Raw genomic sequence first — 24,962 nt, 5'->3', positions numbered from 1 at the left:
TATTCTAATACGAAAGACCACTCCATCGCCCGCTGGCGGCAAGGCGCCCCGCCGGCTTAGTAGTCGACCGGCAGCGGATCCAGGCTGCGCCAGAGATACCAGGTCGCGACGGAGCGCCACGGGCGCCAGCGTTCGCCGTGCTCGGCGAGCCGCTGTCGGGCCGGCCGCTCGCCGCCGCAGTAGTGCGTCGCCACCGCACGCTGCAATCCGATGTCGTCGAGCGGGAAGACATCCGGACGCAACTGGTTGAAGATCAGAAACATCTCAGCAGTCCACAAGCCAATGCCGCGCACCGCCGTGAGTTTGGCGACAATCTGGGCGTCGCTCATCGAAGACCACTGATCGGCGCAAATCTGCCCATTCGCGAAGTGCCTGGCCAGATCGATCACGTACTCGACCTTGCGCGCCGACAAGCCGCAGCCACGTAGGATCGCCGGCTCGCAGGCCAGAATCTCGGCTGGCGTGAGTAAGGGCAAAGCGGCAAGAAAGCGAGCCCAGACACTGTCGGCCGCTTTGACGGATATCTGCTGACCGACGATCGAGCGCAGCAGGGTCACGAAGGGTTCGCCGCGCGAAACGAGCGCCGTTCCGGCAAAACGTTCGATCAAACCGCTCAATACCGGATCGGCCCGCGCCAGATCGGCCGACGCTTTCTGCCAATAGCTTGGCATCATGGGCAAATACTGGCGGTGCTGATCGGCGAGAGCGCCGCCGGGGCAACGCCGATCGTGCGCCAGCCTACGCGCGGACCGCGCCTGCCTGCCGCACGGTTCACGCTCAGACTCTTTTCCGGTCCTTCTCGCGAGCCTTTTCCTTGGCCTTGCGTCGGCTCGCGTCCACCTCAGGCGGGCGATATACCAGTACGGGAATGCTCGAGTGGGTCAGCACGCGGTAGGTCTCGCTGCCGAGCAGCAAGGACGACAAACCACCCCGGCCGTGTTTGGACATGAAAATCAGGTCGCAATTATTGTCCTCAGCGACATTGACGATTGCCTCCCACGGCGTGTCGCTAACCACGGCCAATGCCCTGCACTCGACGCCGGCCTCCTTGCAGAGCTTCTTGATGAAACCCAGGTACTCCCGGGACTTCCCTTCGGAACCGGTAACCAGTCGCTCGAGTGCGGCCGGCTCCACCAGATCGCCATAGTTGTCCGGGTTTCCCACCGGCTTGGCGTACAAAGCGGTGATGCTGGCATTCGCCGCCTTGGCAAATGTCACGGCTCGCTCTGCGGTTTCTCGCGATAGCTGACTGCCGTCGGTCGGCAGCAAGATATGTTGGAACATTCTTATTTTCTCCCACGGGTTGTCGCCACCTGCCGCCAACAGGCGCGCGCGCAATGATAGCCTAATTCGATCCACAACCATGCCCTCGCGGCGCAACGCGCCCGAGACGACACACCGCCCAGCCAATGGCTGGGCGGCGAACGACGCCGCACGTTGCCCCCGCCTCGCTTGCCTGGACCGCAAAGCGGCCGGGCAGCGTCCGCGGGAGCGGACGGCATCGCCCACTGTTCGCGGCCAGGCATCCGCCGCTTTAATCCTGCATGGCCATCAGTTCCTTGTCCGCATAGCGCAGCCGCAATGCCAGCACCTTGGCGACCGCTTCGACGAGATGCAGCGCCAGTCGTTTGTGCTCCTCGCGGAGTTTCTCGAACTGCTCGCGCTGCAATACGTACAGCTCGGTGTTCTCGAGTGCCACGGCATCGTTGAGCCGAGTCGCCTGCGACAGGAAAGCCATGCCGCCGAAGAAGTCGCCACGCCCATAGGTCAGCGCATGATGGTCGCCCGCACCGCTGGCGATCGGCAAGGTAATACGAATCGCGCCCTTGCGTATCAGATACAGTTCGTTGCCCGGATCGCCGAACGAATAAACCTTGTCGTCCTTGGCCAGTGAGCGCCGCTCTAGGCACGCTTCGAGGTCGATCAGCGTCTCTTCCTTGTGATCGCGGAACAGTTCGAGATCGTTCAGCTCGAGCGCCGCGGCCTCCGACTCCACGGCCTCGGTGGCGCCCAGGATCTGGTCCTCGATCCACTCGACCGCACTGTCGAGTTCGGGAAACACCTTGACATGCTCGGTTGTCGTCGTCAGTTCCATCTGGTCGAAGAATTCGCCGATGTTCCGGCCATTCGGCAAGGTATGCGACAGGCTGCTGAAGATCAGATAGGCGTCTCGTTCGATCAGCGAGTCCCTGATCTGGCTGAGCAGGTGCACCGCCGTGACATCGACCGACTGGACGCGCCGCATGTCCAGAACGATGTACCTGCGCCGGCTGAGTTCAGGTTCGAGCGCCGTATAGAGCTGGTCCTTGGTACCAAAGAACAAACTGCCTTGAAGCTCCAGGATGGCCGTCTGGACCCCTTGTCTTTCGAGCTGCTCCATGTCCGACCGCAGGCGGACGCGCTTCGAGAAACGGCTGCCGCCCTCTACCTTGCGGCGAATCACCGTGCTGCTGAGCTGCTCGCGGATGAAAAGGAACATCGCCAGCGCAATGCCGACCCCCGACGCAGCGATCAGGCTGTAGCCAACCGCGACGGCGACCACCGCCACGATGACGATGAAGTCGAGCAGGGTCCACGGCGACTCGAGTAGATGCAGGCTGTGCCGGTCTATCATCCGTATCCCGACAACGATCAGGATGCCGGCCAGCGCGCCCACCGGGATCCACGCGATGAAAGCTCCCAGGGCGAGAAAGGCGATCAACGACAACACGCCTTCGACCACACCGGAAACGCGGGTCTGCCCGCCGCTCGCCAGGTTCACCAGTGTCGCGCCCATCTGTCCGGCTCCCGGCATGCCACCGGCGCAGGCCGACGCGACGTTGCCCAACCCTTGCGCAATCAATTCACGGTTCGAGTCGTGACGGCCACGGGTCAGCGCGTCGAGGACGACAGCCGTCTTGAGCGTGTCGATCGACAACAAGACGGCCAGGGTGAACGCCGTACCGAGCAGTCCGCCGATCTGGCTGAGTTTCAATTCGCCGATTTCCTGCCAACGCCCGGTGATGGCGTCGAGCATGCTCGACGCCGTTCCGCCGAGCGGGCCGATGATCAGCTTGTTGCCCTCGATCAGCAGCAGACTCTGGTCCACGCCGTAAGCCAATGCGAAATAGGTTGACACTCCGGCCAGCAACCCGAGAATCGCCGCCGGAACGGCACGCGTGAGCAATGGCGCGCCGATCATCACCGCCGCAGTCACTCCACCGATCAATGCACTCTGCCATTGCCAAAGCTCGGGCGAGATCAGTGCCCGCCACCACGCGATGCCGCCGGAAACGCCCAGAAACTTGGGAATCTGACTGCCGATGATGATCAGGCCGACCCCCGTCAGATAGCCGCTGACGACTGGAAACGGAATGTATTTGATCAGGCTGCCAATCCCCATGAAGCCCAGGAAGAGTTGCAGCAGGCCGGCCACCAGACCGAGCGCGGTCAACATCAGGACGACGAAAGGCGGGGCGACGCCGTGCTGAACGAGCTCGATGGCAAAGGCCGAGAGCACCGCCGCTGCCGGTGCGCAAGGCGCGGTGATCAACCGGTTCGTACCGCCCAATGCCGGCGCCACCAAGCCAAGGGCGGTGGCACCGAGAATTCCGGCCAGTGCTCCCAGACCGGCATAGGCCGGACCGATCGAAGCGTAGATCGTCACGCCGAAAGCGATCGCCGACGGCAAGGCAACGAGCATTGCCGCTAGCCCGCCCCAGAAGTCGCCGACGAGTTTGTCGTTCTTGAAATTTATTGCCACTTCCACAGCTTCAACCCCTTATCCAGTCTCCAACGACAAGAGAAGCCCCTTCGCCAACCGGCCGACCCAATCCACTCCGCGTAACCCCTCGCCACCCAGGTGCGGGGTTCCGGGCGGCACGCGTAACCGGTCCGGCAGGAGGCCGCCGGCCGCACCGGCGACCGCCGCTTCCTTGCCCGGCACCCGAGAGACGAAACGAAACGCGGCTCTGGCCACGCCGCGTCTGTCAGCCGACCCGCGGCCGCGGGCCGCTCACGGAACAATCAGTGCCGGTCTTTACAGCGAGCGCGCTGTACGGTGTCGAAGTGTTTGTGCCGTAGTTCGCGGTCGACGCACTCGGCGTAATCCGCTACGCGATCGATCTCCTCGACGAACTGAGCCAAGGAGAGTTTCATCTTGACCTCCAGGTCTTCGTCGGAAAAAATCTTCTGAATCAGTTCCATCGACCGGCGATCCGCCTGACTCTCGTACCAGGCGACACGGCGCTCTTCCTCACCGGTCGACGTTTGTTCCGACCAGACGGCGCTCTGACGGTAGGCCACCACCAGCGCTTCCACCGCCGCACAGACGTCGTCACTCAGATCCCGGACAGCGGGCACCAGATACGCCGGAACTCGGCGGCCAGGTCCCGAGAAACCGGACTCGATGGCAAAGCCCGTGATCTGCCGCTTCATGTCCTTGATCAGACGACCGACACCGATCAGCGGTTCGACCATGTCCGCCACCAGACCGCCGAGAAGCGATCCCGCGGGGAGCGCCGTTTCCAGCCTTTGCTGTAAATCCTCTACCGTCCGCAGGTGCTCGGACATCCGTTTCGCATGTTGCCAGCAACTGCCGTCCGGCCCACTTCTCAGGTAGACCTCGACCGCCGACCGGAAAACTTCGGTGGCGTCGGCAATGGCGTCCAGATAGCATTCCAGATCGCTCTTGCTCGACCTCGAGCCGAGGGATCTCTCCGCCACATGAGTTTGAACTTGTGTTTCCATGATGAATTCTCCAACCCTATGCCCAATTAAGCGTAAGCCGGACCACTTTGCGCGGGCTTTTCAAAGCGGTCGGCCAGAATGAAGATCGCCGAGAGATTCATGTCGCAAAGATCTCGACAACCGGAAAGCGCAAGGAGCCCCACCCGGCAATCGGTTCGGCGCCCTTGGGATAGCGTCCGGCGGACAGTCGCTGGGACCACTTCTTGAGAATGCCGCCAGCACTGGCAAGCTCATGAGCGACGTCCGTCAGATGGCCGTACAGTTTCCCCAGTTCGAAGCTGTGATCGCCGGCCACCTGATCCGCCTCGAACGCATTCGGCGAGTGCCCCGGGTTGGCCACCAGGAAAGTCGCCTGACGTCCGATGACGCGATAGTTGCTCAAAGCGTTCTTGCTGCCGATCGCCTCGTCGGCATCCAACTCGGCGGCCGGTGAGCCGTTTGCCAGCCGGGTATAGCCATGCCGCAAGCTTTCGGTCGCCCGCTCGATGAGCGTCATCATCCTGCAAGCCGCCTCCTGCGGAGCACGGCGAAATTCATGCAAACCGCGCGCCGTGCGCAGCAGGCTCACCGCCGCCCGGTCAAGCGCTTCCATCGTCCCGTCGATTTCGTCGACGCTCACTGCCCGTGCAATCAGAGAATGCACCGCGGCGCGATGGCGTCGCCGCAATTCCTCGCGCCGCTGTTCGAGGTCGAGCAGGCGCACGGAATGGATGGACTCCTTGCCCTGTACGATCTCGCCGAGAGCGCGAGCCAAGTTGGCCACCATCCTCGTTTGCTGGTCGAGCAGCGAAAAAAAGTCAGGCGCTGTGCTGGTCGCCGATGGTGACGCGTTTGCCCAGCCCGGCGGCGAAGCGGAAATCCATGTCATGGTGTCACCTTTTTCCCTGAGCGATGATCGTCCGGCGAGTCACCAGCCCTCTCAGGCACGCCATGGCACGGCTTGCCGGTGAAAATCGTCAAGCGCACTCCTGAGCTCCGGCAGCAGCGATTCACTCTGCGCCTCGAGCCAGCAGCGAATGGCTTCGCCAGGCTCGCCGGGCAGCGCTTCGTCGGTCAACTGGCCGGCCACAGCCAGGTCGTTGAGTCGCCCGAGCAGTTCCTGCAGGCTGCTTGCCGAAACGTGGTAACTGCGCAGCCGTTCGCCGGGGAACAACGGGGCGAAGAACTCAAGGGCGTAGCGCAGGCGCTTGTAGGCAACACGCAGGCGATGACGAGCGGCCGCGTCGCTTTCCAGCGCTTCGGCCGCCAGGCGCCTGACCTGCTTGGCGCGTTTGTCGAGGCAGCGCGGGGCGAAACGTTCGAGCCGATCCTGGTCACTTTCCGGAAGAGCCATTACCGCCGCGGTGAACTCGAGCAGCAGTCGCGAGTAGCCGTCCGCCGCAAGCGCACCGCGTGCCGCTCGGCGGTTGATCGCGCAGCGTTGACGGGCGTACCGTGTCAGGCGTGCATGCTCCCCGCCGGCGGAGAAAGCGGCGACGATGGCCGGCAGGGTCTCGGCGAGAAAAACGTCCCAGTTACGCGTTTCGCCCAGCTTCTGAGCCAGTTCTCGCCAGAGGGGATCGAATTCGTTCACGAAGGACTCGGGCAGCAGCGGTTTCCAGACGCGGATCGCCGAGCGCAGGCGGCGAATCGCAACCCGCGCCTGATGGACGAACTCCGGGTTGTCGCTCTCGCGCACTCCCTGCTCGTTGCCTTGCAGGTGCTTGAGGCAAGAGCGGGCGATCGTGCGGAAAGCGGCGATCGCCGTCATGCCGGCGTCGCTTGCCACCGGAACGGCCTTGACCACCTGCAGCGCCTGATCGGTCAACACACGATAGCCGCGTTGAAACTTGCTGCAGCTTTCCGGGTGCAACGGCAACTCGGTCTGCAGTTCGCCGGCCGCGGAAAAGAGATCGGCGACCTCGCCCGACAGCAACTCCAGTCCGACCTCACAGATCGGCTGGCGACGACCCTGCGCTTCGATCCAGCCGCGGTCGAGCGCCAGTTCGATGCGCACACCGGCGCGCGGCTCGAGCAACCAGGCGTCACGGGTGAAGCTGGTGGTAAACGCCGGCCGCAATTCCTGACGGACCGACTCCAGCCACTGCCGCAAACTGCTATCCGCGACGTGTGAAAAATCGAGTTCACCCGGCGTGGCGGCTACCGCCCATTCGGCATCGCTCGTCGGCCGACGCTCAGACACGGAAACCCGTTTCACCGACGACAGGCAGGTCGAGCCTCTCTTGCGATCGCGAACCACGACGCTCTCGCGCTGCAAGCGAAGATCGGGCGTGTCGTAGTAGGTGTTGCTTACTTTCTGTCGGATCGGCTTGGCCTGGATCAGCAAGGGATGCCGTGCCAGCCGGTTGGCAACTCCGGGTCTAAGGGAGAGATTGAGTTCGTTTTCCATGTCCATCTGTAAGCTCCTGAGAATCGGACTGAAGTTCCAGCCACACCAAGAAAAGCCCTGGCCCGATCGCCTTTCTTTGTCGTAGGCGCCTGCCGGGTGTTTGCAGTGTCACAGTGAGCACGAGTCATGCCAGATCCAAAGGCTGGGCAATATCCCTTATAAATCAGATTTCAAGAACGAACACCCGGGCGCTGGGAAAGCGTTTACTGGTGTAACAAAACACACAACGTACTATCTCCAGCATTACCTCTGGGTAGCGTTTCTCCAACAAAACAGGACGTTGCAATGAATTCTCAAGCGCCACGCAATGTGACAGCGTTACACCGTCGGTCAGGGATCGAGCAACATGGGGGAAAACAGCGAGCGGAAAACAGCGGCCGGTCGACCGGCGAACTGCGGCGCGGGGCGGGGCGGCGTCGGGAGCGACCAGCGAGTCAACTCCCCAAGCCGCATCAGGGAAGGGTCAGCAGAGCTTGACGACGATGTCGAGCAAGGTGCTGTTGCAGACGTTGAGGCGATCGCCGGCGCCGCGCAACTCGTTGTAGATCTCCTTGCGCCGGAAGATGTTGTGGAAATCGGCGTCCTGAAACAGCTCGGCCAGTGCACGCCGATGGGTTCTCGTCAGGTTGCGCACCGCCTTGTCGGCCTTCTCGGCGTCGGTGCGTCCCAATTTCGGATCACTCCCCAGGCGACCGTAGCCGGCGGCCACCGCCTCGGCCCCAGCCTTCAGGTGGACGGCCATCTCCAGACAATGTTTGTCCGGTTTGAGCGCCAGAACCGAAGAATCCATTTCGACGACGATGGACTTGCAGCTATTGATGATTTCATCGAGGTTGATGATCGCCCGGTGCAGATCTTCGCGATCGATCGGCGTCGAAAACGCCTCGTTGAGCAGCGTAAGATTGCGTACCTTGAGTCTGTCGCCCTCATATTCGGCTTCGACGATCTTCTTCGCCGCCTGCGAACTGTCGGCGCCCATGTACTCGACCAGCAGGCCCGCGCTGAGATCGACGTGCGCGCTCTGTTCGGCCAGCAGGGCGAAGAAATTCGGCACCTTGGGAAAGACCCGATGCAGGAGCCGGCGAGTGATGGAGGGTTTGGCGATGCTTACGTCCGACATGATTAGACCTTTCCAAGAAAGAGATTGACGAGAGCGAATGTCTGAACGGCAACCAGCGCGGAGCCGGGGATGGTAATGAGCCAAGTGATCGCGATGTCCTTGGCCTTCTTCCAGCGTACGGCGTTCGGCCGCTCCGAAGCGCCGATGCCCATGATCGACGTCGCGACGACATGGGTGGTCGATACCGGAGCGCCAATCACCGATGCCGTCAGGATGACGATCGCCGAAGTCAGTTGCGAACTCAAGGCGTGGATCGGGCGAACCCGGTAGATCGCGAAACCGAGCGTGCGCACGATCCGCCAGCCGCCGGAAAGAATTCCCAGGGTGATCGCCGTGGCACAGGCGAGCATGACCCAGAAGGGAACCTCGAAGGTCGGAATGAAACCGCCCAGCAGCAGGGCGAGCGTCAGCATTCCCATGCTCTTCTGGGCGTCGTTGGCGCCATGCGAGAAAGCCAGTCCGGCCGCCGTGATGAACTGCGCATAACGCAGTCCGGTGTTGGCCGACGGTTTAGCCGCGAAGAGCAGGACTTGCATCACCCGCAGGATCAGGAAACCCGCCCAAAAACCGATCAGCGGCGACAGGATGAGGGCGGCCAGCACCTTCATTATTCCCGTCATCTGTCCGTGCATCAGTTGCGAAACGCCCCACACGACGTTGTCCGGACCGGCAGAGACGATCACCGCGCCGATCAGTCCGCCGACCAGCGCATGCGAGGACGACGACGGAATGCCGAAGTACCAGGTGGCCAGATTCCAGACGATGGCGCCGACCAACCCGCTCATCAGAATCGCCAGCGAGAGAACGGCGGCCACGTCGCCCAGAGTGACGAACTTGCCGATCGTGTTGGCCACCGCCGTACCGCCAAACAGGGGACCGAGAAACTCGAAGGTTCCGACAATGATCACCGCCTGTATCGGAGTCATGGCGCGCGACGCGATGATCGTCGCGACAATATTCGCGGCATCATGGAAGCCGTTGGTGTAATCAAAGAAGAGGACGATGGCGACAGTTGCGATCGTCAGAATAAGCAATGTACTCATCAAGCGGCCCTGTGGTTTTTGTAAGGTGAGGCAGCGCGGCAGGGCGTAAACTCCCGTTGCCGCCATTGCGCCTGGCTATTGCCGACTGGCTGTCGGTGTGTACGCGCGTGACGTCGTGTCGATCCTCCTGCTCGACTCGGTTGAAAGAACTGTTCTGTCATACGCACCGGCCGCCGCCGCGAACACCGGCGTGCCGCCAAGCACTGTCCCGGGAACTATCGCTGGCGAACCGAGAACAGGCGGTGACACGGTGGACTGACCGGCGTCAGTTCGATTTCCCGTCCGAACGTATCGTGAGCCGCCACCTGAGCCCCTCTATGGCAAATTGCTCACGCCCCCTCGATAGCCTGTTCGGCGGCTACTGTCGGCGGTCATGGCAGACCGCCGGCGGTATCGAGTCGGGTGACGTAAGCATCTTCCATGCCAGAACGAAGGACAGCCGCCGAGAATCGGCGTGACCGGCTATTTGGTCGCCCAGGAGGTGGACCAGCGACGCCAGAAGGGGGTGTAACAAAATGCGCGACGAGATCCCGCGGCGCCCCCAGAAATAGGCATAAAATGGCTTTAAAACAATGGCCTGGATGCCGACTTCGGGTTCGGTACGAAATCGCGAAATGTTACACCGGGTGTGGTGGCCAACCCGATCAGGAGTCAGCCTGAAAGGCGCGCCTCGCCAGGCGCCGGTTGAGTGCCGGCCGGGAAAGTCCGAGCAGCGTCGCGGCGACTCCCTGATTTCCCTTGGCGCGTTTGAGCGCTTCATTGACCAGCGCTTCCTCGACCTCGTCGAGAGTCGGGAAACGCCCTGGAATCACCACCGGCAATCCGTCGGAGGCTTCCGTCGCCGGGCTGTCTACGCCAGTCTTTTGCTGCTTTTGTATCGCCTGACGGAAACTGTCCATGGCCAGTACCGAACCGCCGCGATGCAGCGCCATGGCGTTGAAAACCATTGCCCGCAGTTCGCGGACATTACCCGGGAAGTGATAGTTCGAAAGCAGTGTGATCAGTTCGTTCGATGGCTCGGGCGCCGGTTTGTTGATCGAAGCCGCCGCCTCGTCGAGAAAATGCTGCAACAGCAGCGGAATGTCTTCCTTGTGCTCGCGCAGTGGTGGCACCTCGATCTGATGCACCGAAAGGCGAAAGAAGAGATCCGAGCGAAACTGGTTCTGACGCATCATCTGCGCCAGCTTGCAGTTGGTCGCGCAGACGACGCGAGCATCGCTCGGGCGTGCCACGTCGGAACCGAGCGGGAAGTACATGTGCTCCTGCAACAGGCGTAGCAGCTTGACCTGCGAAGCCATTGAAAGATCGCCGATTTCGTCGAGGAACAGCGTTCCGCCGGCGGCCTGCGCGATCAGTCCGGCGCGCGTCTGCTCGGCACCGGTGAACGCTCCTTTACGGTGGCCGAAAAGCGTGTCGGAAAACAGTGTGTCATCGAGACCGGCGACATTGACCTGCACGAATTGCCCCGCGAGACCGCTCAACTTGTGCAGGGCGTGCGCGAACATCTCTTTGCCGGCCCCGGTCTCCCCGCTGATCAACACCGGCTCGGCGGACACGGCGACCGCCTCCAGGTATTGAAAAAGCGAGCGCATCCGGCGGCTGTTGGTGACAATGCCGGCGAAGGCCTCGTTGTTCTGCAGACAATCCGACAGGAGATAGTGTTTCAACACCCCCATCTGGCGGCGCAGCGAGTGCACTTCGAGCGCGTGCCGGACACTGGCGATCAGCCGGCTTTCCTCGACCGGTTTGACGAGATAATCGAAAGCGCCTTCCTTCATGCTGCGCACCGCGGTTTCGACATCCTGCGCCGCCGTCATGACGATCACCGGTACTTCCGGGTAGAGGTGAACGATGTCCGGCAGCAGTTTGTTGCCCGTAATGTGGGGCATGAAGAGATCGAGCAGGACGGCGCTCGCCGGCTGCTTCTCGAGCGCCGGCAGCAATTCCCGACTGTCGTCCACCAGCCGGATGTTGGCCACGCCGGCGCTGCGCAGTACGGCTGCCGAAGCGTGCAGGACCGACGGATCGTCATCGACGAGAAAAACGGGCAGGCTGGAAAACGGCGTTTCTTTCATTCACTCCTCCTTGCTGACCGGCAAATCGATACTCACCGTCGTACCCTGCTCATGGTTCGACTCGAATCTCAGGATGCCACCGTGTCGGTCGACGATGGACGAAGAGATGGACAGCCCCAGGCCGGTGCCACCACTCTCCGCCTTGGTCGTGAAAAAGGGGTCGCCGATCTGAGCCATGACATCCTCACTGATCCCCCTGCCCTGATCCTCGACCTGCACGACGACACGGCTTCCTTCACTGTCCGCTCGAGCCGAAACCCGGACGGCGCGACTACGTTCTGGCAGGGCTTCGAGAGCGTTGACGATGACGTTGATGAAGACCTGTTCCAACTGTTGCACATTGCCTCTGACCGCCGGCAGCGAAGCCGGCAGATCGAGGGAAAAGACGTCGGTGTACTTGCGGATACGGGCATCGAGCAATGTCACCACCGCCTGCAGGATTTTCCCGATATCCGCCAGTTCGTCCATATGCCCGCGATCCTGCTTGCCGAGGTGCTTCAGATTATCGACAATCTTCTGGATTCGTTTAGCGTTTTCGCCAATGTCACGCATTCCCCTGGCGATGATCCCGCGTGCCTCCAGGAAGCTCAGCCCGGCCAGCAGAAAGTCCCCCTGTTCGTCGGCGTACTCGTTGAGGATAGGTAGCGCGTCCTGCCAGATTCGGGCCAGCAGCGAAGCATTGGCGAGAATCGCGTGGTTGGGATTGTTGATTTCGTGCGCAATGCCTGCCGACAGCACGCCCAGCGAAGCGAGACGCGCGCTGCGAATGGCCTGCCATTGCAGCTTCCGGTTCTCGGTGATGTCGGTGATTACCACCATTGCCGCCATCACGGCGTTGGCCGAACTGATCGGCACCATGCGGATTTCCCACCAGGTGGCGTCGCTCGAGGTGTATCTGAAATGGTCAACGCGCCCACTGGCAAAAACCCGGCGCAGCTTCTTGAGATAGCCATCGCGCACATCGGGCGGCAGAATCAGTTCGGAGCGCTTTTCGCCGGCACTGCCTACCGGGTAGGGCAGCGGACGGTTGGTGAGCAGAATGTTGGCTCCGGCATCGACGGTGAAGATCAGGTCGGGTGAATGGTTGAACAGCGTACGCAGCTTGGCTTCCGAGTCGCGCAGGGCATCCTCGGCCAGTTTGTGCTCGGTAATGTCTTCCAGGAAGCCAACGATCCGACTGAGATCGGAACCCATTTCCCGCACCGGGAAACCGCAGACACGCAACCAGCGCGGCCCCCGGTCGCCCGACGACACCGGCAGAACGACCGTGAAGCGCCCGCCTTCGGCTTGCAGCTGAGCGATTGCGTCAACCAGCGTGGCGCGGTCGTGGGGCGCAAAAACATCGAGCATGAGCGCCGGTGCGGCATCGTCGAACGGCACTCCGGGCCCGGCAAACTGCCGGAAGGCAGGACCAATGTATTCGAGTCGCGTCGCCTCCGCGTTGGTCGCCCAAAAAACGACATCGACCGTTTCCGCCAACTGGCGGAAAAGCTCCTCGCGCTCGTAAATCGTCTGATTCAGCTGAATGCGATTGTCCAGTTCGCGCCGACTGCGCACCAGGTAGAAACTCAGCAAGGCGGTAAACAGTATGCCGCCGAGGAGTACCGACCAGTGCGCCTCAGTAAAAGCCTCGGCGCTACGAAAGGTGTGGGTGGCGACGCAGGTGATCGACCAGCTCCGGTCGCCGACCGGAATCGTCGACTCCATCCGCGGTTGATCCTCGTCGCTGGCCGGCAGGAAGCCACCGGCACCGGCCAAGGTACGCGGTTCCAGGCGACTGGCATAGAAATGGAGAAACTGCGCGTCGGCGCCGGCCGAGCCATCGCGCACCAATACCTCGACACCACGCGGTTCGAGCAGACTGATGGCCGCATGAACCAGTTCCTCGATATCGAAAACGCCAACCACGAACCCGAGAAGCCTGGCCGCCTTGTACGCGGCGGGCGCGACGCCGTCGCCACCGACCGATGCGTAGACCGGAAGCGCGGCGTAGATGACATGGGCGCCTTCCCGTCGTCCGTCGCGCGCCACTTTCATTCGCCCGCTGACCGCGATTTGACCGCTGTCTCGGGCACGCTGGAGCAGCATGGCGAGTTCGTCGGTCGCGTTGAGGTCCACACCCTTCAGACGCCCCGGATCGGCACGCGAGGCCGAGAGGAGCACTGGGACGCGCGCGCGCTGCCCGCCACCGGCAAGCCCCGGTCCGAGCGCTGGCGTCCCCGCCACTGCGCCACCAGCGGTGCGCGCCGACCGTGGCCGTCGCGGCGACACCGGTAGCGGCGCCCAGAGCAGGCTGTCAATGTAGGGCCGGCGCTTGAGAATCGAATCGGTGAAGATCAGGAACTCCCGCTCGTCGATCTCTCGCGCCGCGTAGAACAAACCCCGGATCTCGAGCAAGGAATCCAGCCCCTGGTCCACCACCGCCCGCACGGACTGGATACGGTCACCGGCCGCCCACTGAAATTCCTTATAGTGACTGGTCTGCAACTCCTGACGCACATTCCAGGACGAGAGGCAGGTCAGAAGAACGCCACCAACCGCCACCGCGCAAGCGGCAGTATATTTGCGCAGATTGTCAAACATGGCTAACCATCGTCAGGTGACTGTATCGGGTGGCTGAACACGGCAACGCGGCGACGATTTTCGAAATCTCGAAGTCGCCCCGCAGCGTTGGGCGGGCAGCTTAGCAGAAAGCGTCAGCGGCCAGAACAGATAGACGGCGGCCGGCATCCGGCTATACTTCGTCTGCCGCACCGTGCTGGTCCACCGTGAACCCCTACCCATGCGCTTTTCCGACCATCCCCTCTGGCTCGTCGGCTTTCGGCCATTCTTCGCCCTGGCTTGCCTGTCCGGGCTCGTCCTACCCACGTTGTGGATACTTTTCTTTTCGGCTACCCTGGCCGCACCGGCGTGGCCGATTTCGCCCACCCAGTGGCATGCCCACGAGATGTTTTTCGGCTTCGGCTGGGCCGTCATGGGCGGCTTCCTGCTCACCTCGACCAAGAACTGGGTAAACATTCGCGGCTACCATGGCACCGCCTTGATACTGCTCACCGCCGCCTGGCTGCTCGAACGCGTCGGCATGTGGTGGGCGGATGCCCTGCCACCGCATCTCTTCCGCCTGTCGAGCAACCTGTTCCTCGGCACGATCGTCGGCATGCTGTCTTGGACCCTGATCCGTCACCATCGCAACGATTCCTTCCGCGACAACTACTTCTTCCTGCTCATCTTGCCGCTGTTCCTGGTTGCCAAAAATCTTCTGCTCAGTGCCGACCATTTCCAACTGGGTGCGGGCATGACACTTGGGCTCTTTCGTGTCGCCTTCCTGATCATGCTCGAGCGAACCGTCACCCAGTTCATGAAGAACTCGCTGCAAGCCGAAATTCTGCGCCACGCGACGCTCGACCAGGCGATCAAACTGCTCGCCCTGGTGCTCGTGTTTGCCGGTTTCCTGCCGCCACTCGTCGCGCCGTCGATGGCCTTGCTGCTGGCGCTTCTATTGAGCATCCGCTTCGTTTTCTGGAAGCCGCAGTTGGCCTTCCGACGACTGGATATCGGGATCATGTATCTCGGCTACCTGGCGATCGTCGGCCAACTCGTCCTCGAGGCGATAGGCCAACTCGCCCATCCCGAATGGCTGGGCTCGCTGCCGATGCACGTTTTCACCTTCGGCGCCATGGGACTGATCATTCCCGCCATGCTGATTCGCATCGCCAACGGTCACACCGGCAGAAGAGTGGCTTTCGACCGCCTCGACAAGGGTGTCTTGTGGGTCATGGTCGCCGGTTTCGTGTGCCGCATCATCGCCCCGCAACTCGCTCCGGCGCTCTACCTCTACTGGGTCGGCCTCGCCGCCGCGTGCTGGTTCGCCTGCTTTTCGATCCTCGGGTGGCGCTACATTCCCTACCTTCTCCGCCCACGGGTAGACGGCAGGGAGCACTGAACCGCGCCGTGGTCGGCATGCGGACACATCGGGATCATCACCCGCAGCTTATTCCGCAGTGACCGTCGTTGCGGCAAAGATCGGAACGATTTCGTATAAGGAAAATCACCATGGCCGGCCCGGATCGATTCCTCTCGCGTCTTCTTTGGTTCACTCTGGCGGCCGCCCTGCTCCTGACGATCTGGCATGCGCTGCCGCGCATCGAGTACTGGCTGGCCCCCGAGCAGGCGCTGCCGCGTACGGTGAGTGCGCGCGGCGACCTCGCGGCCGACGAAAAGGCGACTATCGAGTTATTCGAAAACGCCCGCGATTCGGTGGTCTTCATTACTACGCGGGCGCAGGTGCGTGACTTCTGGACGCGCAACGTGTTCACCGTGCCGAGGGGCACTGGCTCGGGTTTCATCTGGGACGACGCCGGGCACGTCGTGACCAACTTCCACGTCATCGAAAATGCCAGCGAAGCGTCGGTCAAGCTCGCCGATGGACGTAGTTACAGGGCCTTCCTGATCGGCGTCTCGCCGGCGCACGACATCGCCGTGCTCCGGATTGGCGTTGGTTTCAAACGGCCACCGCCGGTTCATCTGGGAACTAGCACCGACCTTAAAGTCGGGCAGAAGGTGTTTGCCATCGGCAATCCCTTCGGCCTCGACTGGACGCTCACCTCCGGCATCGTTTCCGCCCTCGACCGCTCTTTGGGTGGCGACAATGGCAACACGATCGAGCACCTGATCCAGACCGACGCGGCGATCAATCCCGGCAATTCGGGGGGACCGCTGCTCGACTCGGCAGGACGCTTGATCGGCATCAACACGGCTATCTACAGTCCCAGCGGAACCAGCGCTGGCATCGGCTTCGCGGTGCCGGTGGACACGGTCAACCGCGTCGTCCCGCAACTGATTGCCGGCGGCAGGTACATCCGTCCAGCACTCGGAATCGAGGCCGATGAGAGCCTGAACACGCGCTTGAAACGAATCCTCGGCGTCGAGGGTGTGGTGATCCTGCGCGTCGTCCCCGGCTCGGCGGCCGCAGCGGCTGGATTGACAGGCGCCACGCTGTCACCCGACGGCGGCATCGTAGCGGGCGACATCATCACCGCCGTTGACGGCCAGCCGGTGGATTCCCTGGCCAGACTACTCGGGCGCCTGGACGAACGTCGAGTAGGCGAAACGGTGAGACTGAAGGTACTGCGCAGTGGTCGCGAGGTCGAAGTGGCGGTCGCGCTGCAACCGGGAGTCTGACGACCGCTAAGACTCGCTTAAGGATACGAGGGCAAAGTGGCGTCCGTGCTTCCGATGCGGGCCGACCGTCCGAAAAACTGGAAGCCCGGGTTTTTCTCCCGCCAACTCCACGAAAGATTGATCGAATGAAAATCAAGACCACCCTCTCCGCCACCCTGCTTGCCATCCTCACTGCCATCGGCGGTAGCGCTGTCGCGGCCGACGCAAAGACCACCACGCCCGCGACAGCGGCGGCGCCGGCAGCGGCGCACGAAATCACCAAGGAACAGGCCATCGAAATGGCCACCAAGGCCCATCCCGGCGAAGTGACCAAGGCCTATGAAGACACCAAGAAGGGCAAGAAGACCTGGGAGGTGAAGATCAACGGTGCCGACGGCAAAAAATGGGAAGTCCACTACGAGATCAAGACCGGCGCCCTGGTTTCCGAGGAAGGCAAATAGCCGACGCCAGCAAGCTTCCACCCGCCGATCTGTAATCCTGTCCCGCCGGCGCCAGCAGCGGGACACCACCCGTTCCGGTCGATGCCATGAGTACCCACGTTGCCAATGAAGTCCCGGTCTGGGATCCGCTGCTTCGCTCCTTTCACTGGATCCTGTTCGTCAGTTTCTGCACCGCCTACGTCTCCGAAGGCGAAATTTTCGAGCGCCTCCAGAACCGCCTGGACGGCGAGTTCCTGCAAACGGTCCATGTCTGGGCCGGGTACACGATCGGCGGCCTGCTGGTGTTCCGTCTCCTCTGGGGCTTCATCGGACCGCGCCACGCCCGCTTCGACGACTTCGTCCGCGGCCCGCGCGTAACGTTCGCCTATCTGTGCCAAGTGCTGACGCTGCGCGCGCGCCGTTACCTGGGTCACAATCCCGCCGGCGGCGCGATGATCGTCCTGCTGCTGCTCAGTCTGGGTGCGACGATCGTCACCGGCCTGGCGCTGTACGGCGCCGACAAGGGCCTTGGGCCGCTCGCCGGCCTGCTGCTGGAAAGCAGCGAGGCAAGCATCGACTTCATCGAGGAGGCGCACGAAGTGGCCACCCACTTCACCCTGCTTCTGATTGCCGGACACCTGCTCGGCGTCGTCTGGGAAAGTCTGCTGCACCGCGAAAATCTCGTGCGAGCCATGATCACCGGCCGCAAGCGAGGTCAGGCGCCAAGCGACGGCGATTGACTCAGACGCCCCGATACGAGGATACTCTCGTCGTTAGCGCTGACTTTCCGGCCCCTGCCCGCGGCACGAGCGCTCCTCGCTCATGGACCGGCTTCAGGCGGGGTTGACGAGCGGCAACCTTCGACCCAACCACTGAACGACATCGGGGCTCAAGCATGGCGATACTCAAGCAATTCGAAGAACTGGTGGTGGCCTCGCGGCCTGGTCAGACGGCTGGCCGTCTGGTACACGAAATGCGCGCCGGTGTGGTCCGCTGCCTCGGGCCACACGGTCTGCACCGCATGGCCTACGTCGAATGGGGCGAGCCGACGAACCCACGCGTCCTGATATGCGCCCACGGCCTGACCCGCAACGGCCGTGACTTCGACGTGCTGGCCAATGCCCTGGCCAGCGATTACCGCGTCGTGTGCCCGGACGTCGTGGGGCGCGGGCTCAGCGATCGCCTGTACTTCGCCGATGACTACGGTCTGCCGGTCTACGCCAACGACATGATGACGCTGATCGCCCGTCTCGGCGTCGACTCGGTGCATTGGCTGGGCAGTTCGATGGGCGGCCTGATCGGCATGTTCCTGGCGAGCCTGCCGGGTTCGCCGATCAGCCGTCTGGTACTTAACGACGTCGGTCCGACAATCGGCATGGACGCCTTGCAGCGCATCGGCGAGTACCTCGGCAAGGCGCCCGATTTTCCCGACCTCGACGAAGCCGAAGCCTACGTGCGCGCCGTGTGCGCACCGTTCGGCGCCCTGAGCGACGCGCAGTGGCGCTTCATGACCGTGGTCGGAACGCGGGCCAAGGCCGATGGTGGCTTCGAGATGAACTATGACCGCGCGATCGCGCAGCCCTACCAGAAGGCCTACCTGGAAGCCAAGGAGATCGACCTGTGGCCGATGTACGAGGCGATTCGCTGTCCCACCCTGGTCGTCCGCGGAGCGCAGTCGGACATTCTGCTGCATGACACCGCAGCCGAAATGACGACCCGTGGACCACGGGCGACACTCGTCGAAGTGCCAGCGGTCGGCCATGCACCGATGTTCCTCGAGGAATCGCAGGTACGCATCGTCCAGGATTTCCTGCTCGCCGACCAGGGCTGAACGACGACTGCCGCTCCCGCTGCGGCACCGTGCGGCGTTGTCGCCGGCCACCCGCCACGCTTCGACTGTGAATCTCGCCCATCTTTTGGCGCGAACCGCTCGGGTCGCTCCCGAGCGGACGGCCATCGCTTACGGCGAGCGAGAACTCTTCACCTACGGTGAGCTGGCCAGCCGCGTTGCGTCGATTGCTGGGGCGCTGCGCGGGAGCATGGGACTGCGGACCGGCGACCGGGTCGCGCTCTGCCTGGCCAACTGCCCATCCTACCTGGAATTGCTGTACGGCATCTGGCACGCCGGGTTGGTCGCCGTACCGATCAACCACAAACTGCACCCGCGCGAGTTGGCCTTCGTCCTCGAGGATTCGACCGCCGCGCTGCTTTTCGTGGACGGCTACCCGGGCGACGACGGGCAACTGTGGCGCGCCGGCGCTCCCGGCCTGCGCATCATCTCGGTCACGGACCCGGACTACCGACGGCTGACCAGCGGCGACGCGCTTGCTGTACTGCCGCGTCAGCCCGACGACCTGGCCTGGCTGTTCTACACTTCGGGCACCACCGGCCGGCCGAAGGGCGTCATGCTCTCGCAGCGCAACTTGCTGGCGATGACTCTTGCCTACTTCCCGGATGTCGATCAGGCGATGCCGGAGGACAGCATTCTCTACGCGGCGCCCATGTCGCACGGCGCCGGGATGTACAACTTCCCGCACGTGCTGGTCGGCGCGCGACATGTGCTTCCCGAGTCGGGCAGCTTCGCCGCGCCCGAGATTCTGTCGCTATCCCAGCGCTTTGGCCGGGTTTCGCTGTTCGCTGCACCGACGATGGTGCGCCGCCTGGTCGAAGAGGTCGCCGCACAAGGTGGCGACTGCCGCGGCATCAAAACCATCGTCTACGGTGGCGGGCCGATGTACCGCGAGGACATCCGTCGCGCGCTCGACGTCCTCGGCAATCGCCTGGTGCAGATCTACGGACAGGGCGAAAGCCCGATGACCATTACCGCCCTGGCCCGCCACCACCTCGCCGATCGCACCCACGCGCGCTATCTCGAACGCATCGCGTCGGTCGGCGTCAGGCACAGCGTCGTCGAAGTCGTCGTCGCCGACACCGAGGACCAAGCGCTGCCGACCGAGGAAACCGGCGAGGTTCTGGTACGCGGTGAAACCGTGATGTCGGGCTATTGGCGCAACCCGGAGGCGACGGCGGCAACGCTGCGCAACGGCTGGCTGCATACAGGGGATCTCGGCTGCCTCGACGCCGACGGCTTCCTGACGCTCAAGGACCGTTCAAAGGATCTGATCATCAGTGGCGGTGCCAACATCTACCCGCGAGAAGTCGAGGAGGTACTGCTGCGGCACCCCGCGGTGGTCGAAGTCGCGGTAGTCGGAAGACCGAGCATCGAGTGGGGCGAGGAAGCTGTCGCCTTTGTCGTTTGCCGGCCGGACAGTTCGGCGCCAGTCGCCGAACTCGATCGGCTTTGTCTCGCTTCGATCGCTCGTTTCAAGCGGCCGAAGGATTACCTGTTTGTCAGCGCGCTGCCGAAAAACAACTACGGCAAGGTGCTGAAGAGCGAATTGCGTCGCCGCTGGGCGCGGCAAGGGGAGGACTGAAAATGGGGGGACGCTTGCAGGACAAAGTGGCGATCGTCACCGGCAGTGGCTCGGTCGGGCCAGGCTGGGGTAACGGCAAGGCGATGTCGGTACTGTTCGCGCGCCAGGGAGCGAAAGTCGTCGGCGTAGACAGTGATGCCGAAGCGGGCGCCGCGACGCAAGGCATCATCGACGACGAGGGCGGCTCCGGAATTGCCGTCGTCGCCGACGTGACCCGGGCGGCCGATGTCGAACGTATCGTGGCGACCGCGATCGACACCTACGGGCAAATCGATATCCTGGTCAATAATGTCGGCATCGCCGTCGTCGGTGGCCCGGCCGAACTTGACGAAGCGGCCTGGGACCGACTGATGACGGTCAACATCAAAAGCGTCTACCTGACCTGTCACCACGTGCTGCCGGTGATGATCCGTCAGCGCCGCGGCGCGATCGTGAACAACGCTTCGGTCGCCGTCCGCGGCTGGGCCGGCGTCAACTACGGATTCTACGCAGCCAGCAAAGGGGCGATGGTGGCTATGACCCGCACGATGGCCATCCGCCACGCCCCCGACGGTATCCGCGCCAACTGCGTGCTACCTGGACTGATGAACACACCACTGGTGCACGCTGCACTGACACGTGTCTATGGTCAGGAAGGCGATATCGCCAATCTGATCCGCACGCGCGATGCACAGTGCCCGCTGGGCCACATGGGAGATGCCTGGGACACCGCCTACGCGGCGCTCTTTCTCGCCTCCGACGAGGCCAAGTACATCACCGCCACAGAGCTTCTGGTTGACGGCGGCCTGTCGGCACGCTTCGCCTAGGGAAACTCTGAATAAGTGGTTTCGTGAATATTAGAACCTTGATGAATCAATGTGTTGTAACTTGTTTCCGCTGAAATTTGTGACTTGTTCAGAGGTTCCCTAGCGAGTCTCGACGATGGCAGGGGCCCGGCCGTACTGCACGGGCCGGCGGCCCGAATCGCCGAAGCGTTGCTCGGCCCAAGCGCCGCGACCTGGCCATTGACGAGCACGGGCACATCGCCCGATACTCTCGCGCTCCGACAAGCCGCGCCAATTCTCAGAAATGAGCCAGATAGCCCAGTTGTCCGAAGCCGAGATCGAGGAGCGCTTTTACATCACTGGGCGCACCGCTATTCCGTTTACGCTGGCCGGCTTTGCGGAAAACAAGGAATCGTTTTCCGTCCAGTTTTCCGGCGGCCACGAGCACTTTCTGACCGTTCTGCTTGCCGTACAACCCGAAGACGATTGGCTGATCATCGACTGCAGCGGGAGCGTCGAGATCAACCGGCGCTTCCCCGGAAGCCAGCGCAATGTCTTCGTCGCCCGGCCGGGAGGGATTCACGTCCAGTTCACGACCGGTCAAGCACGCGAAATTGACTTCCATGGCGCCCGCGCCTTCGCCGTCCCGCTGCCGCGTTTCATCGTCCGTCTGCAGCGGCGCGAAGTCTTCCGGATCGAGACGCCGCTGGCCCGTCCACTGCAGTTTCACGCCCGCCCGTCCGGCGGCCGCTGGTTAACGGCGCCGGTGCATGACCTGTCAATCGCCGGCGTCGGCCTCAGCACCGGCGGCGACAACACCCTGCCGCCGGGAACGACCATTCCAGACTGCCGCTTTGCGCTGCCCGAAGGGCGACACGACATCTTTGTGCAAGCAGTCGTACGCCACGTTACCGCGTTGGAACTGCGCGCCGGCGTCACGCAGTGGCGCGTCGGACTGCAGTTTTTCGATCTGCGGCGCGCCGACGACCGGCAGATCCAGCGCTACGTCGCGCAAGTCGAACACCGGCGTCACGAACTGAGCTGAAAGCCGCCGCCAGGGCGTCCTATCGACAAAGTCCCGCGACGCCTAGCGAAAGGGAACGATCAGCTTATCCCAACCCGAGCCGTCACCCTCGACGACGCCTCCGCTTTGACGAATCGCCGCCGCAACCCGCATTTCGAGCTCAGCCAACAGCAGGTCGGAATCGCGCGGGTCCCGGCGGTCGCCCCGACGACGATCCGTGCCACGCCGCCTGTCGCTTTCGCCGCGCCGATCGGGCCCGGACCGTCGATCAGCCGCTCCGGGCGACGAAGTCGAGGCAGGCTGGCGCGGGTCCCGCACCCCCTCATCGCGCATGTCATGTCTCCTGTGAAAACCTGCGGCCGCCGACCGCGGCGCCCATTGACCATAGTGTGCCACGGATTCCGGCGCGTTGACCAGGCAGGGAGGCCGGCGCATCCCTGCTCACGCGGCGCGTGCGACAATGAACTGCTCGATCGGTCGCCGGCAAACTGGCGGCCGATGAGCCACACCCGACCGACTGCCACAGGCCATCTGAGATGCCAAACGACGAACAATCAGCCGATCTGCGCGATATCGTTCTCGTCGGTGGCGGCCACAGCCACGTCGGCGTAATCAAGCGCTTCGCCGCGCAGCCACTGCCCGGCGTACGCCTGACACTGATCTGTCGCGATACGCATACTCCGTATTCGGGCATGCTGCCCGGCTATATCGCCGGACATTACGACTACGACGAGGTCCATATCGATCTGCGCCGTCTGGCCCGTTTCGCCGCTGCCCGCTTTTATCGCGACGAGGTAATCGGTCTCGATCGCGAAAAGCGCCAAGTACTGTGTCGCGCTCGCCCGCCGGTGGCCTACGACCGCCTGTCGATCAACATCGGTTCGATGCCGGCGGTCGATCTGGTCGACGGGGCATCGGAAAACGCGACTCCGGTCAAGCCGATTCGGCACTTCAACGAACGCTGGCTATCCTTGCTCGAACGTGTGCGCCGCCACGGCGGGCCGCTGACGATTGCCGTCGTCGGCGCCGGAGCAGGCGGCGTCGAGCTGGCGCTGGCAATGCACCACCGCTTACGCCGCGAAATCGACTTGGTGACGGGCAAACCCGACGATCTCACGGTTCACCTCTTGGCCGCTGAGCGCGATATCCTGCCGACGCACAACGCGGCCGTTCGGCGCAGTTTCGAGCGCGTGCTGAACGAGCGCCAGATCGTCTTGCACCGTGCTGCCGAAGTGATTCAGGTTGGCGCGGGCCGACTACGCACACGCCGCGGCGAAACCCTGTACGCCGACGAGATCGTCTGGGTCACGCAGGCGGCGGCGGCCGCCTGGCTGCGCGACACCGGCCTGGCGCTCGATGGTGACGGTTTCATCGCGGTGCGCGAAACCTTGCAGACGGTCGACGATCCGTTGATCTTTGCGGCCGGCGATTGTGCCGCACTGGTCGGCCGGCGACTCGCCAAGGCCGGTGTCTTTGCCGTTCGCCAGGGCCGAACACTGGCCAACAACCTGCGCCGGTCGCTGCGTCACGAACCCTTGCGCGTCTGGCATGCGCAGCGACGCTGGCTGGCCCTGATCAGCACCGGAAACCGCTACGCGGTCGCCTCACGCGGCATCCTGTACGCTGAGGGAGCCTGGGTCTGGCGCTGGAAAGACTGGATCGACCGCCGCTTCATGACCGGCTTCCGCGATCTGCCGCGGCCGACCGGTCAGCCGGACAGGCACGAAGCCCGGCGCGAAGCGAGCGCAGCGGACGAAGCGAAGGCGACGGCCTTGCTGTTGCGCGTACTCGCCACCGTGCAACCGGTCGCGCACAGCACACGGCCCAGCCGCGCTTGCGCTCCCGACGAGCTGTCTATCATGCACGCGCCACCCGGTAAGACGCTTCAGCAGACGCTGTGTGCGGTTTCCGCGGCTATTGACGACCCTTGGCTGTTTGCACAGATCGCCGCCAATCATGCGCTCGACGAAATCTTTGCACTGAGCGGTCAGGTGCATTCGGCGACAGCGATCGTCACTATGCCACCCGGCCCCGACGAGAAGATCGAGGCCAGCCTGTTCGACCTGCTGTCCGGTGCCACGGCGGTACTCGACGACGCGGCTTGCGCCCTGTCCGGCGGCCGGGTCAGCCTAGGTGAGGAACTGGCGCTCGGCTTCGTGATCACCTTCCGGGTCCAAGAAGAGCCGGCCAGCGCGCTGGGCGGCATGCGCCCGGGCGATGTCTTGATCCTGACCAAGGCGGTCGGTGTCGGCACGCTTTTCGCCGGGCATGCCCGCCTGCAAGCCAAGGGCCGCTGGATCGACGAGGCCCTGAGGTCGATGCAGCGCTCGAACCGGCTGGCTGCCAAGTGCTTGCGCGAGCACGCGGCCACCGCCTGTTCCAAGGTCCATGCCCACGGTATCCTGGGCCATCTGATCGAGATGGCGCGCCTGTCCGGCGTCGATGCGCAAATCGATCTCGACCAACTGCCAGTACTCGATGGCGCGCTCGAAACCGGCGCCGCGGGAAGCTTCGATGCGCGGCAGATGGCCAACCTGCGCCTACGCCACGCCTTGCTTGAGCCACCGGCGGCGGCCGGGCACCGCCATTACCCGTTGCTGTTCGACCCTCAGATCGCCGGCGGCTTGCTGGCCAGTGTCGCGCCGGAGAAAGCCGACGCCTGCCTGCACGTGCTGCGTTCGCTCGGCTACGAGAAAGCCGCGCGCATCGGCCACGTGCTGCCGGCCGAAGAGCATGGCGGGCGGATCGCCTTACGCTTGCGGACCTCGTGAACGCACGGCACCCT

The 24,962-nt window shown here is 63.3% G+C and carries 19 protein-coding genes; 9 read left to right on the top strand and 10 right to left on the bottom strand.

The window, feature by feature from the left end:
* Positions 1-56: 56 nt before the first annotated feature.
* The 10 genes from Q1M07_RS06540 to Q1M07_RS06495 form a co-directional block, all read right to left on the bottom strand.
* A complete protein-coding gene (locus Q1M07_RS06540; protein ID WP_300452249.1) occupies positions 57-674 on the bottom strand; it encodes a DNA-3-methyladenine glycosylase in 618 nt (205 codons plus the stop codon).
* A gap of 103 nt (positions 675-777) precedes the next feature.
* Complete coding sequence (locus Q1M07_RS06535; RefSeq protein ID WP_300452247.1) at positions 778-1,284, bottom strand: universal stress protein; 507 nt, start codon at positions 1,282-1,284, stop codon at positions 778-780.
* A 250-nt stretch (positions 1,285-1,534) separates the two neighbouring features.
* Positions 1,535-3,742 (bottom strand): SulP family inorganic anion transporter, encoded by a 2,208-nt coding sequence (locus Q1M07_RS06530; protein WP_300452245.1) that lies wholly within the window; start codon positions 3,740-3,742, stop codon positions 1,535-1,537.
* A gap of 263 nt (positions 3,743-4,005) precedes the next feature.
* Positions 4,006-4,728, bottom strand: coding sequence for a hypothetical protein (locus tag Q1M07_RS06525; protein WP_300452243.1), 723 nt, complete (start codon positions 4,726-4,728; stop codon positions 4,006-4,008).
* A gap of 97 nt (positions 4,729-4,825) precedes the next feature.
* Entirely contained in the window at positions 4,826-5,596 is a 771-nt protein-coding gene (locus Q1M07_RS06520) for a hypothetical protein (protein ID WP_300452242.1), read from the bottom strand.
* A gap of 51 nt (positions 5,597-5,647) precedes the next feature.
* A complete protein-coding gene (locus Q1M07_RS06515) occupies positions 5,648-7,123 on the bottom strand; it encodes a CHAD domain-containing protein (RefSeq protein ID WP_300452240.1) in 1,476 nt (491 codons plus the stop codon).
* A gap of 457 nt (positions 7,124-7,580) precedes the next feature.
* Positions 7,581-8,237, bottom strand: a complete 657-nt coding sequence (locus Q1M07_RS06510; RefSeq protein ID WP_300452238.1) for a DUF47 family protein — start codon at positions 8,235-8,237, stop codon at positions 7,581-7,583.
* A gap of 2 nt (positions 8,238-8,239) precedes the next feature.
* Positions 8,240-9,280, bottom strand: a complete 1,041-nt coding sequence (locus Q1M07_RS06505) for an inorganic phosphate transporter (protein ID WP_300452236.1) — start codon at positions 9,278-9,280, stop codon at positions 8,240-8,242.
* A 644-nt stretch (positions 9,281-9,924) separates the two neighbouring features.
* Positions 9,925-11,355: a sigma-54 dependent transcriptional regulator gene (locus Q1M07_RS06500; RefSeq protein ID WP_300452234.1), complete on the bottom strand. Its 1,431-nt coding sequence runs from the start codon at positions 11,353-11,355 to the stop codon at positions 9,925-9,927.
* On the bottom strand, positions 11,356-13,938 hold the full coding sequence (locus Q1M07_RS06495) for an ATP-binding protein (protein ID WP_300452232.1): 2,583 nt from the start codon (positions 13,936-13,938) through the stop codon (positions 11,356-11,358). It lies immediately after the preceding gene.
* A gap of 199 nt (positions 13,939-14,137) precedes the next feature.
* Here Q1M07_RS06495 and Q1M07_RS06490 point away from each other — a divergent pair, with 199 nt between their 5' ends.
* From Q1M07_RS06490 to selD, 9 genes are all read left to right on the top strand, one after another.
* The gene (locus Q1M07_RS06490) at positions 14,138-15,298 is read left to right on the top strand and encodes an NnrS family protein (RefSeq protein WP_300452230.1); all 1,161 of its coding nucleotides are present in this window, start codon (positions 14,138-14,140) and stop codon (positions 15,296-15,298) included.
* Between the two features lie 110 nt (positions 15,299-15,408).
* Entirely contained in the window at positions 15,409-16,536 is a 1,128-nt protein-coding gene (locus Q1M07_RS06485) for a trypsin-like peptidase domain-containing protein (protein ID WP_300452228.1), read from the top strand.
* A gap of 125 nt (positions 16,537-16,661) precedes the next feature.
* Positions 16,662-16,976: a PepSY domain-containing protein gene (locus tag Q1M07_RS06480; RefSeq protein WP_300452226.1), complete on the top strand. Its 315-nt coding sequence runs from the start codon at positions 16,662-16,664 to the stop codon at positions 16,974-16,976.
* A gap of 86 nt (positions 16,977-17,062) precedes the next feature.
* The gene (locus tag Q1M07_RS06475; RefSeq protein WP_300452224.1) at positions 17,063-17,695 is read left to right on the top strand and encodes a cytochrome b/b6 domain-containing protein; all 633 of its coding nucleotides are present in this window, start codon (positions 17,063-17,065) and stop codon (positions 17,693-17,695) included.
* Positions 17,696-17,850: 155 nt separating this feature from the next.
* Positions 17,851-18,786 carry an alpha/beta hydrolase gene (locus Q1M07_RS06470; protein WP_300452222.1) on the top strand — a complete coding sequence of 312 codons (936 nt, stop codon included), beginning with the start codon at positions 17,851-17,853 and terminating at the stop codon, positions 18,784-18,786.
* A gap of 67 nt (positions 18,787-18,853) precedes the next feature.
* Entirely contained in the window at positions 18,854-20,389 is a 1,536-nt protein-coding gene (locus Q1M07_RS06465) for a class I adenylate-forming enzyme family protein (protein ID WP_300452220.1), read from the top strand.
* 2 nt (positions 20,390-20,391) lie between these two features.
* A complete protein-coding gene (locus tag Q1M07_RS06460; protein WP_300452218.1) occupies positions 20,392-21,195 on the top strand; it encodes an SDR family NAD(P)-dependent oxidoreductase in 804 nt (267 codons plus the stop codon).
* A gap of 262 nt (positions 21,196-21,457) precedes the next feature.
* Entirely contained in the window at positions 21,458-22,198 is a 741-nt protein-coding gene (locus tag Q1M07_RS06455; RefSeq protein ID WP_300452217.1) for a flagellar brake protein, read from the top strand.
* A 515-nt stretch (positions 22,199-22,713) separates the two neighbouring features.
* Complete coding sequence (gene selD / locus Q1M07_RS06450; protein ID WP_300452215.1) at positions 22,714-24,948, top strand: selenide, water dikinase SelD; 2,235 nt, start codon at positions 22,714-22,716, stop codon at positions 24,946-24,948.
* Positions 24,949-24,962 lie beyond the last annotated feature (14 nt).

It is taken from the genome of Accumulibacter sp., assembly GCF_029255285.1.
Taxonomy (GTDB): domain Bacteria; phylum Pseudomonadota; class Gammaproteobacteria; order Burkholderiales; family Rhodocyclaceae; genus Accumulibacter.
The sequence above is the reverse complement of the archived record's forward strand: the minus strand, read 5'-3'. Positions and strand labels throughout refer to the sequence as shown.

What these genes read in the sequence shown, in the direction of transcription:
- Q1M07_RS06540 (WP_300452249.1), bottom strand. Translation starts at nt 674, where the DNA reads ATGATGCCAAGCTATTGGCAGAAAGCGTCGGCCGATCTGGCGCGGGCC.
- Q1M07_RS06535 (WP_300452247.1), bottom strand. Translation starts at nt 1,284, where the DNA reads ATGTTCCAACATATCTTGCTGCCGACCGACGGCAGTCAGCTATCGCGA.
- Q1M07_RS06525 (WP_300452243.1), bottom strand. Translation starts at nt 4,728, where the DNA reads ATGGAAACACAAGTTCAAACTCATGTGGCGGAGAGATCCCTCGGCTCG.
- Q1M07_RS06520 (WP_300452242.1), bottom strand. Translation starts at nt 5,596, where the DNA reads ATGACATGGATTTCCGCTTCGCCGCCGGGCTGGGCAAACGCGTCACCA.
- Q1M07_RS06515 (WP_300452240.1), bottom strand. Translation starts at nt 7,123, where the DNA reads ATGGACATGGAAAACGAACTCAATCTCTCCCTTAGACCCGGAGTTGCC.
- Q1M07_RS06510 (WP_300452238.1), bottom strand. Translation starts at nt 8,237, where the DNA reads ATGTCGGACGTAAGCATCGCCAAACCCTCCATCACTCGCCGGCTCCTG.
- Q1M07_RS06505 (WP_300452236.1), bottom strand. Translation starts at nt 9,280, where the DNA reads ATGAGTACATTGCTTATTCTGACGATCGCAACTGTCGCCATCGTCCTC.
- Q1M07_RS06500 (WP_300452234.1), bottom strand. Translation starts at nt 11,355, where the DNA reads ATGAAAGAAACGCCGTTTTCCAGCCTGCCCGTTTTTCTCGTCGATGAC.
- Q1M07_RS06495 (WP_300452232.1), bottom strand. Translation starts at nt 13,938, where the DNA reads ATGTTTGACAATCTGCGCAAATATACTGCCGCTTGCGCGGTGGCGGTT.
- Q1M07_RS06490 (WP_300452230.1), top strand. Translation starts at nt 14,138, where the DNA reads ATGCGCTTTTCCGACCATCCCCTCTGGCTCGTCGGCTTTCGGCCATTC.
- Q1M07_RS06485 (WP_300452228.1), top strand. Translation starts at nt 15,409, where the DNA reads ATGGCCGGCCCGGATCGATTCCTCTCGCGTCTTCTTTGGTTCACTCTG.
- Q1M07_RS06480 (WP_300452226.1), top strand. Translation starts at nt 16,662, where the DNA reads ATGAAAATCAAGACCACCCTCTCCGCCACCCTGCTTGCCATCCTCACT.
- Q1M07_RS06475 (WP_300452224.1), top strand. Translation starts at nt 17,063, where the DNA reads ATGAGTACCCACGTTGCCAATGAAGTCCCGGTCTGGGATCCGCTGCTT.
- Q1M07_RS06470 (WP_300452222.1), top strand. Translation starts at nt 17,851, where the DNA reads ATGGCGATACTCAAGCAATTCGAAGAACTGGTGGTGGCCTCGCGGCCT.
- Q1M07_RS06460 (WP_300452218.1), top strand. Translation starts at nt 20,392, where the DNA reads ATGGGGGGACGCTTGCAGGACAAAGTGGCGATCGTCACCGGCAGTGGC.
- Q1M07_RS06455 (WP_300452217.1), top strand. Translation starts at nt 21,458, where the DNA reads ATGAGCCAGATAGCCCAGTTGTCCGAAGCCGAGATCGAGGAGCGCTTT.
- selD (WP_300452215.1), top strand. Translation starts at nt 22,714, where the DNA reads ATGCCAAACGACGAACAATCAGCCGATCTGCGCGATATCGTTCTCGTC.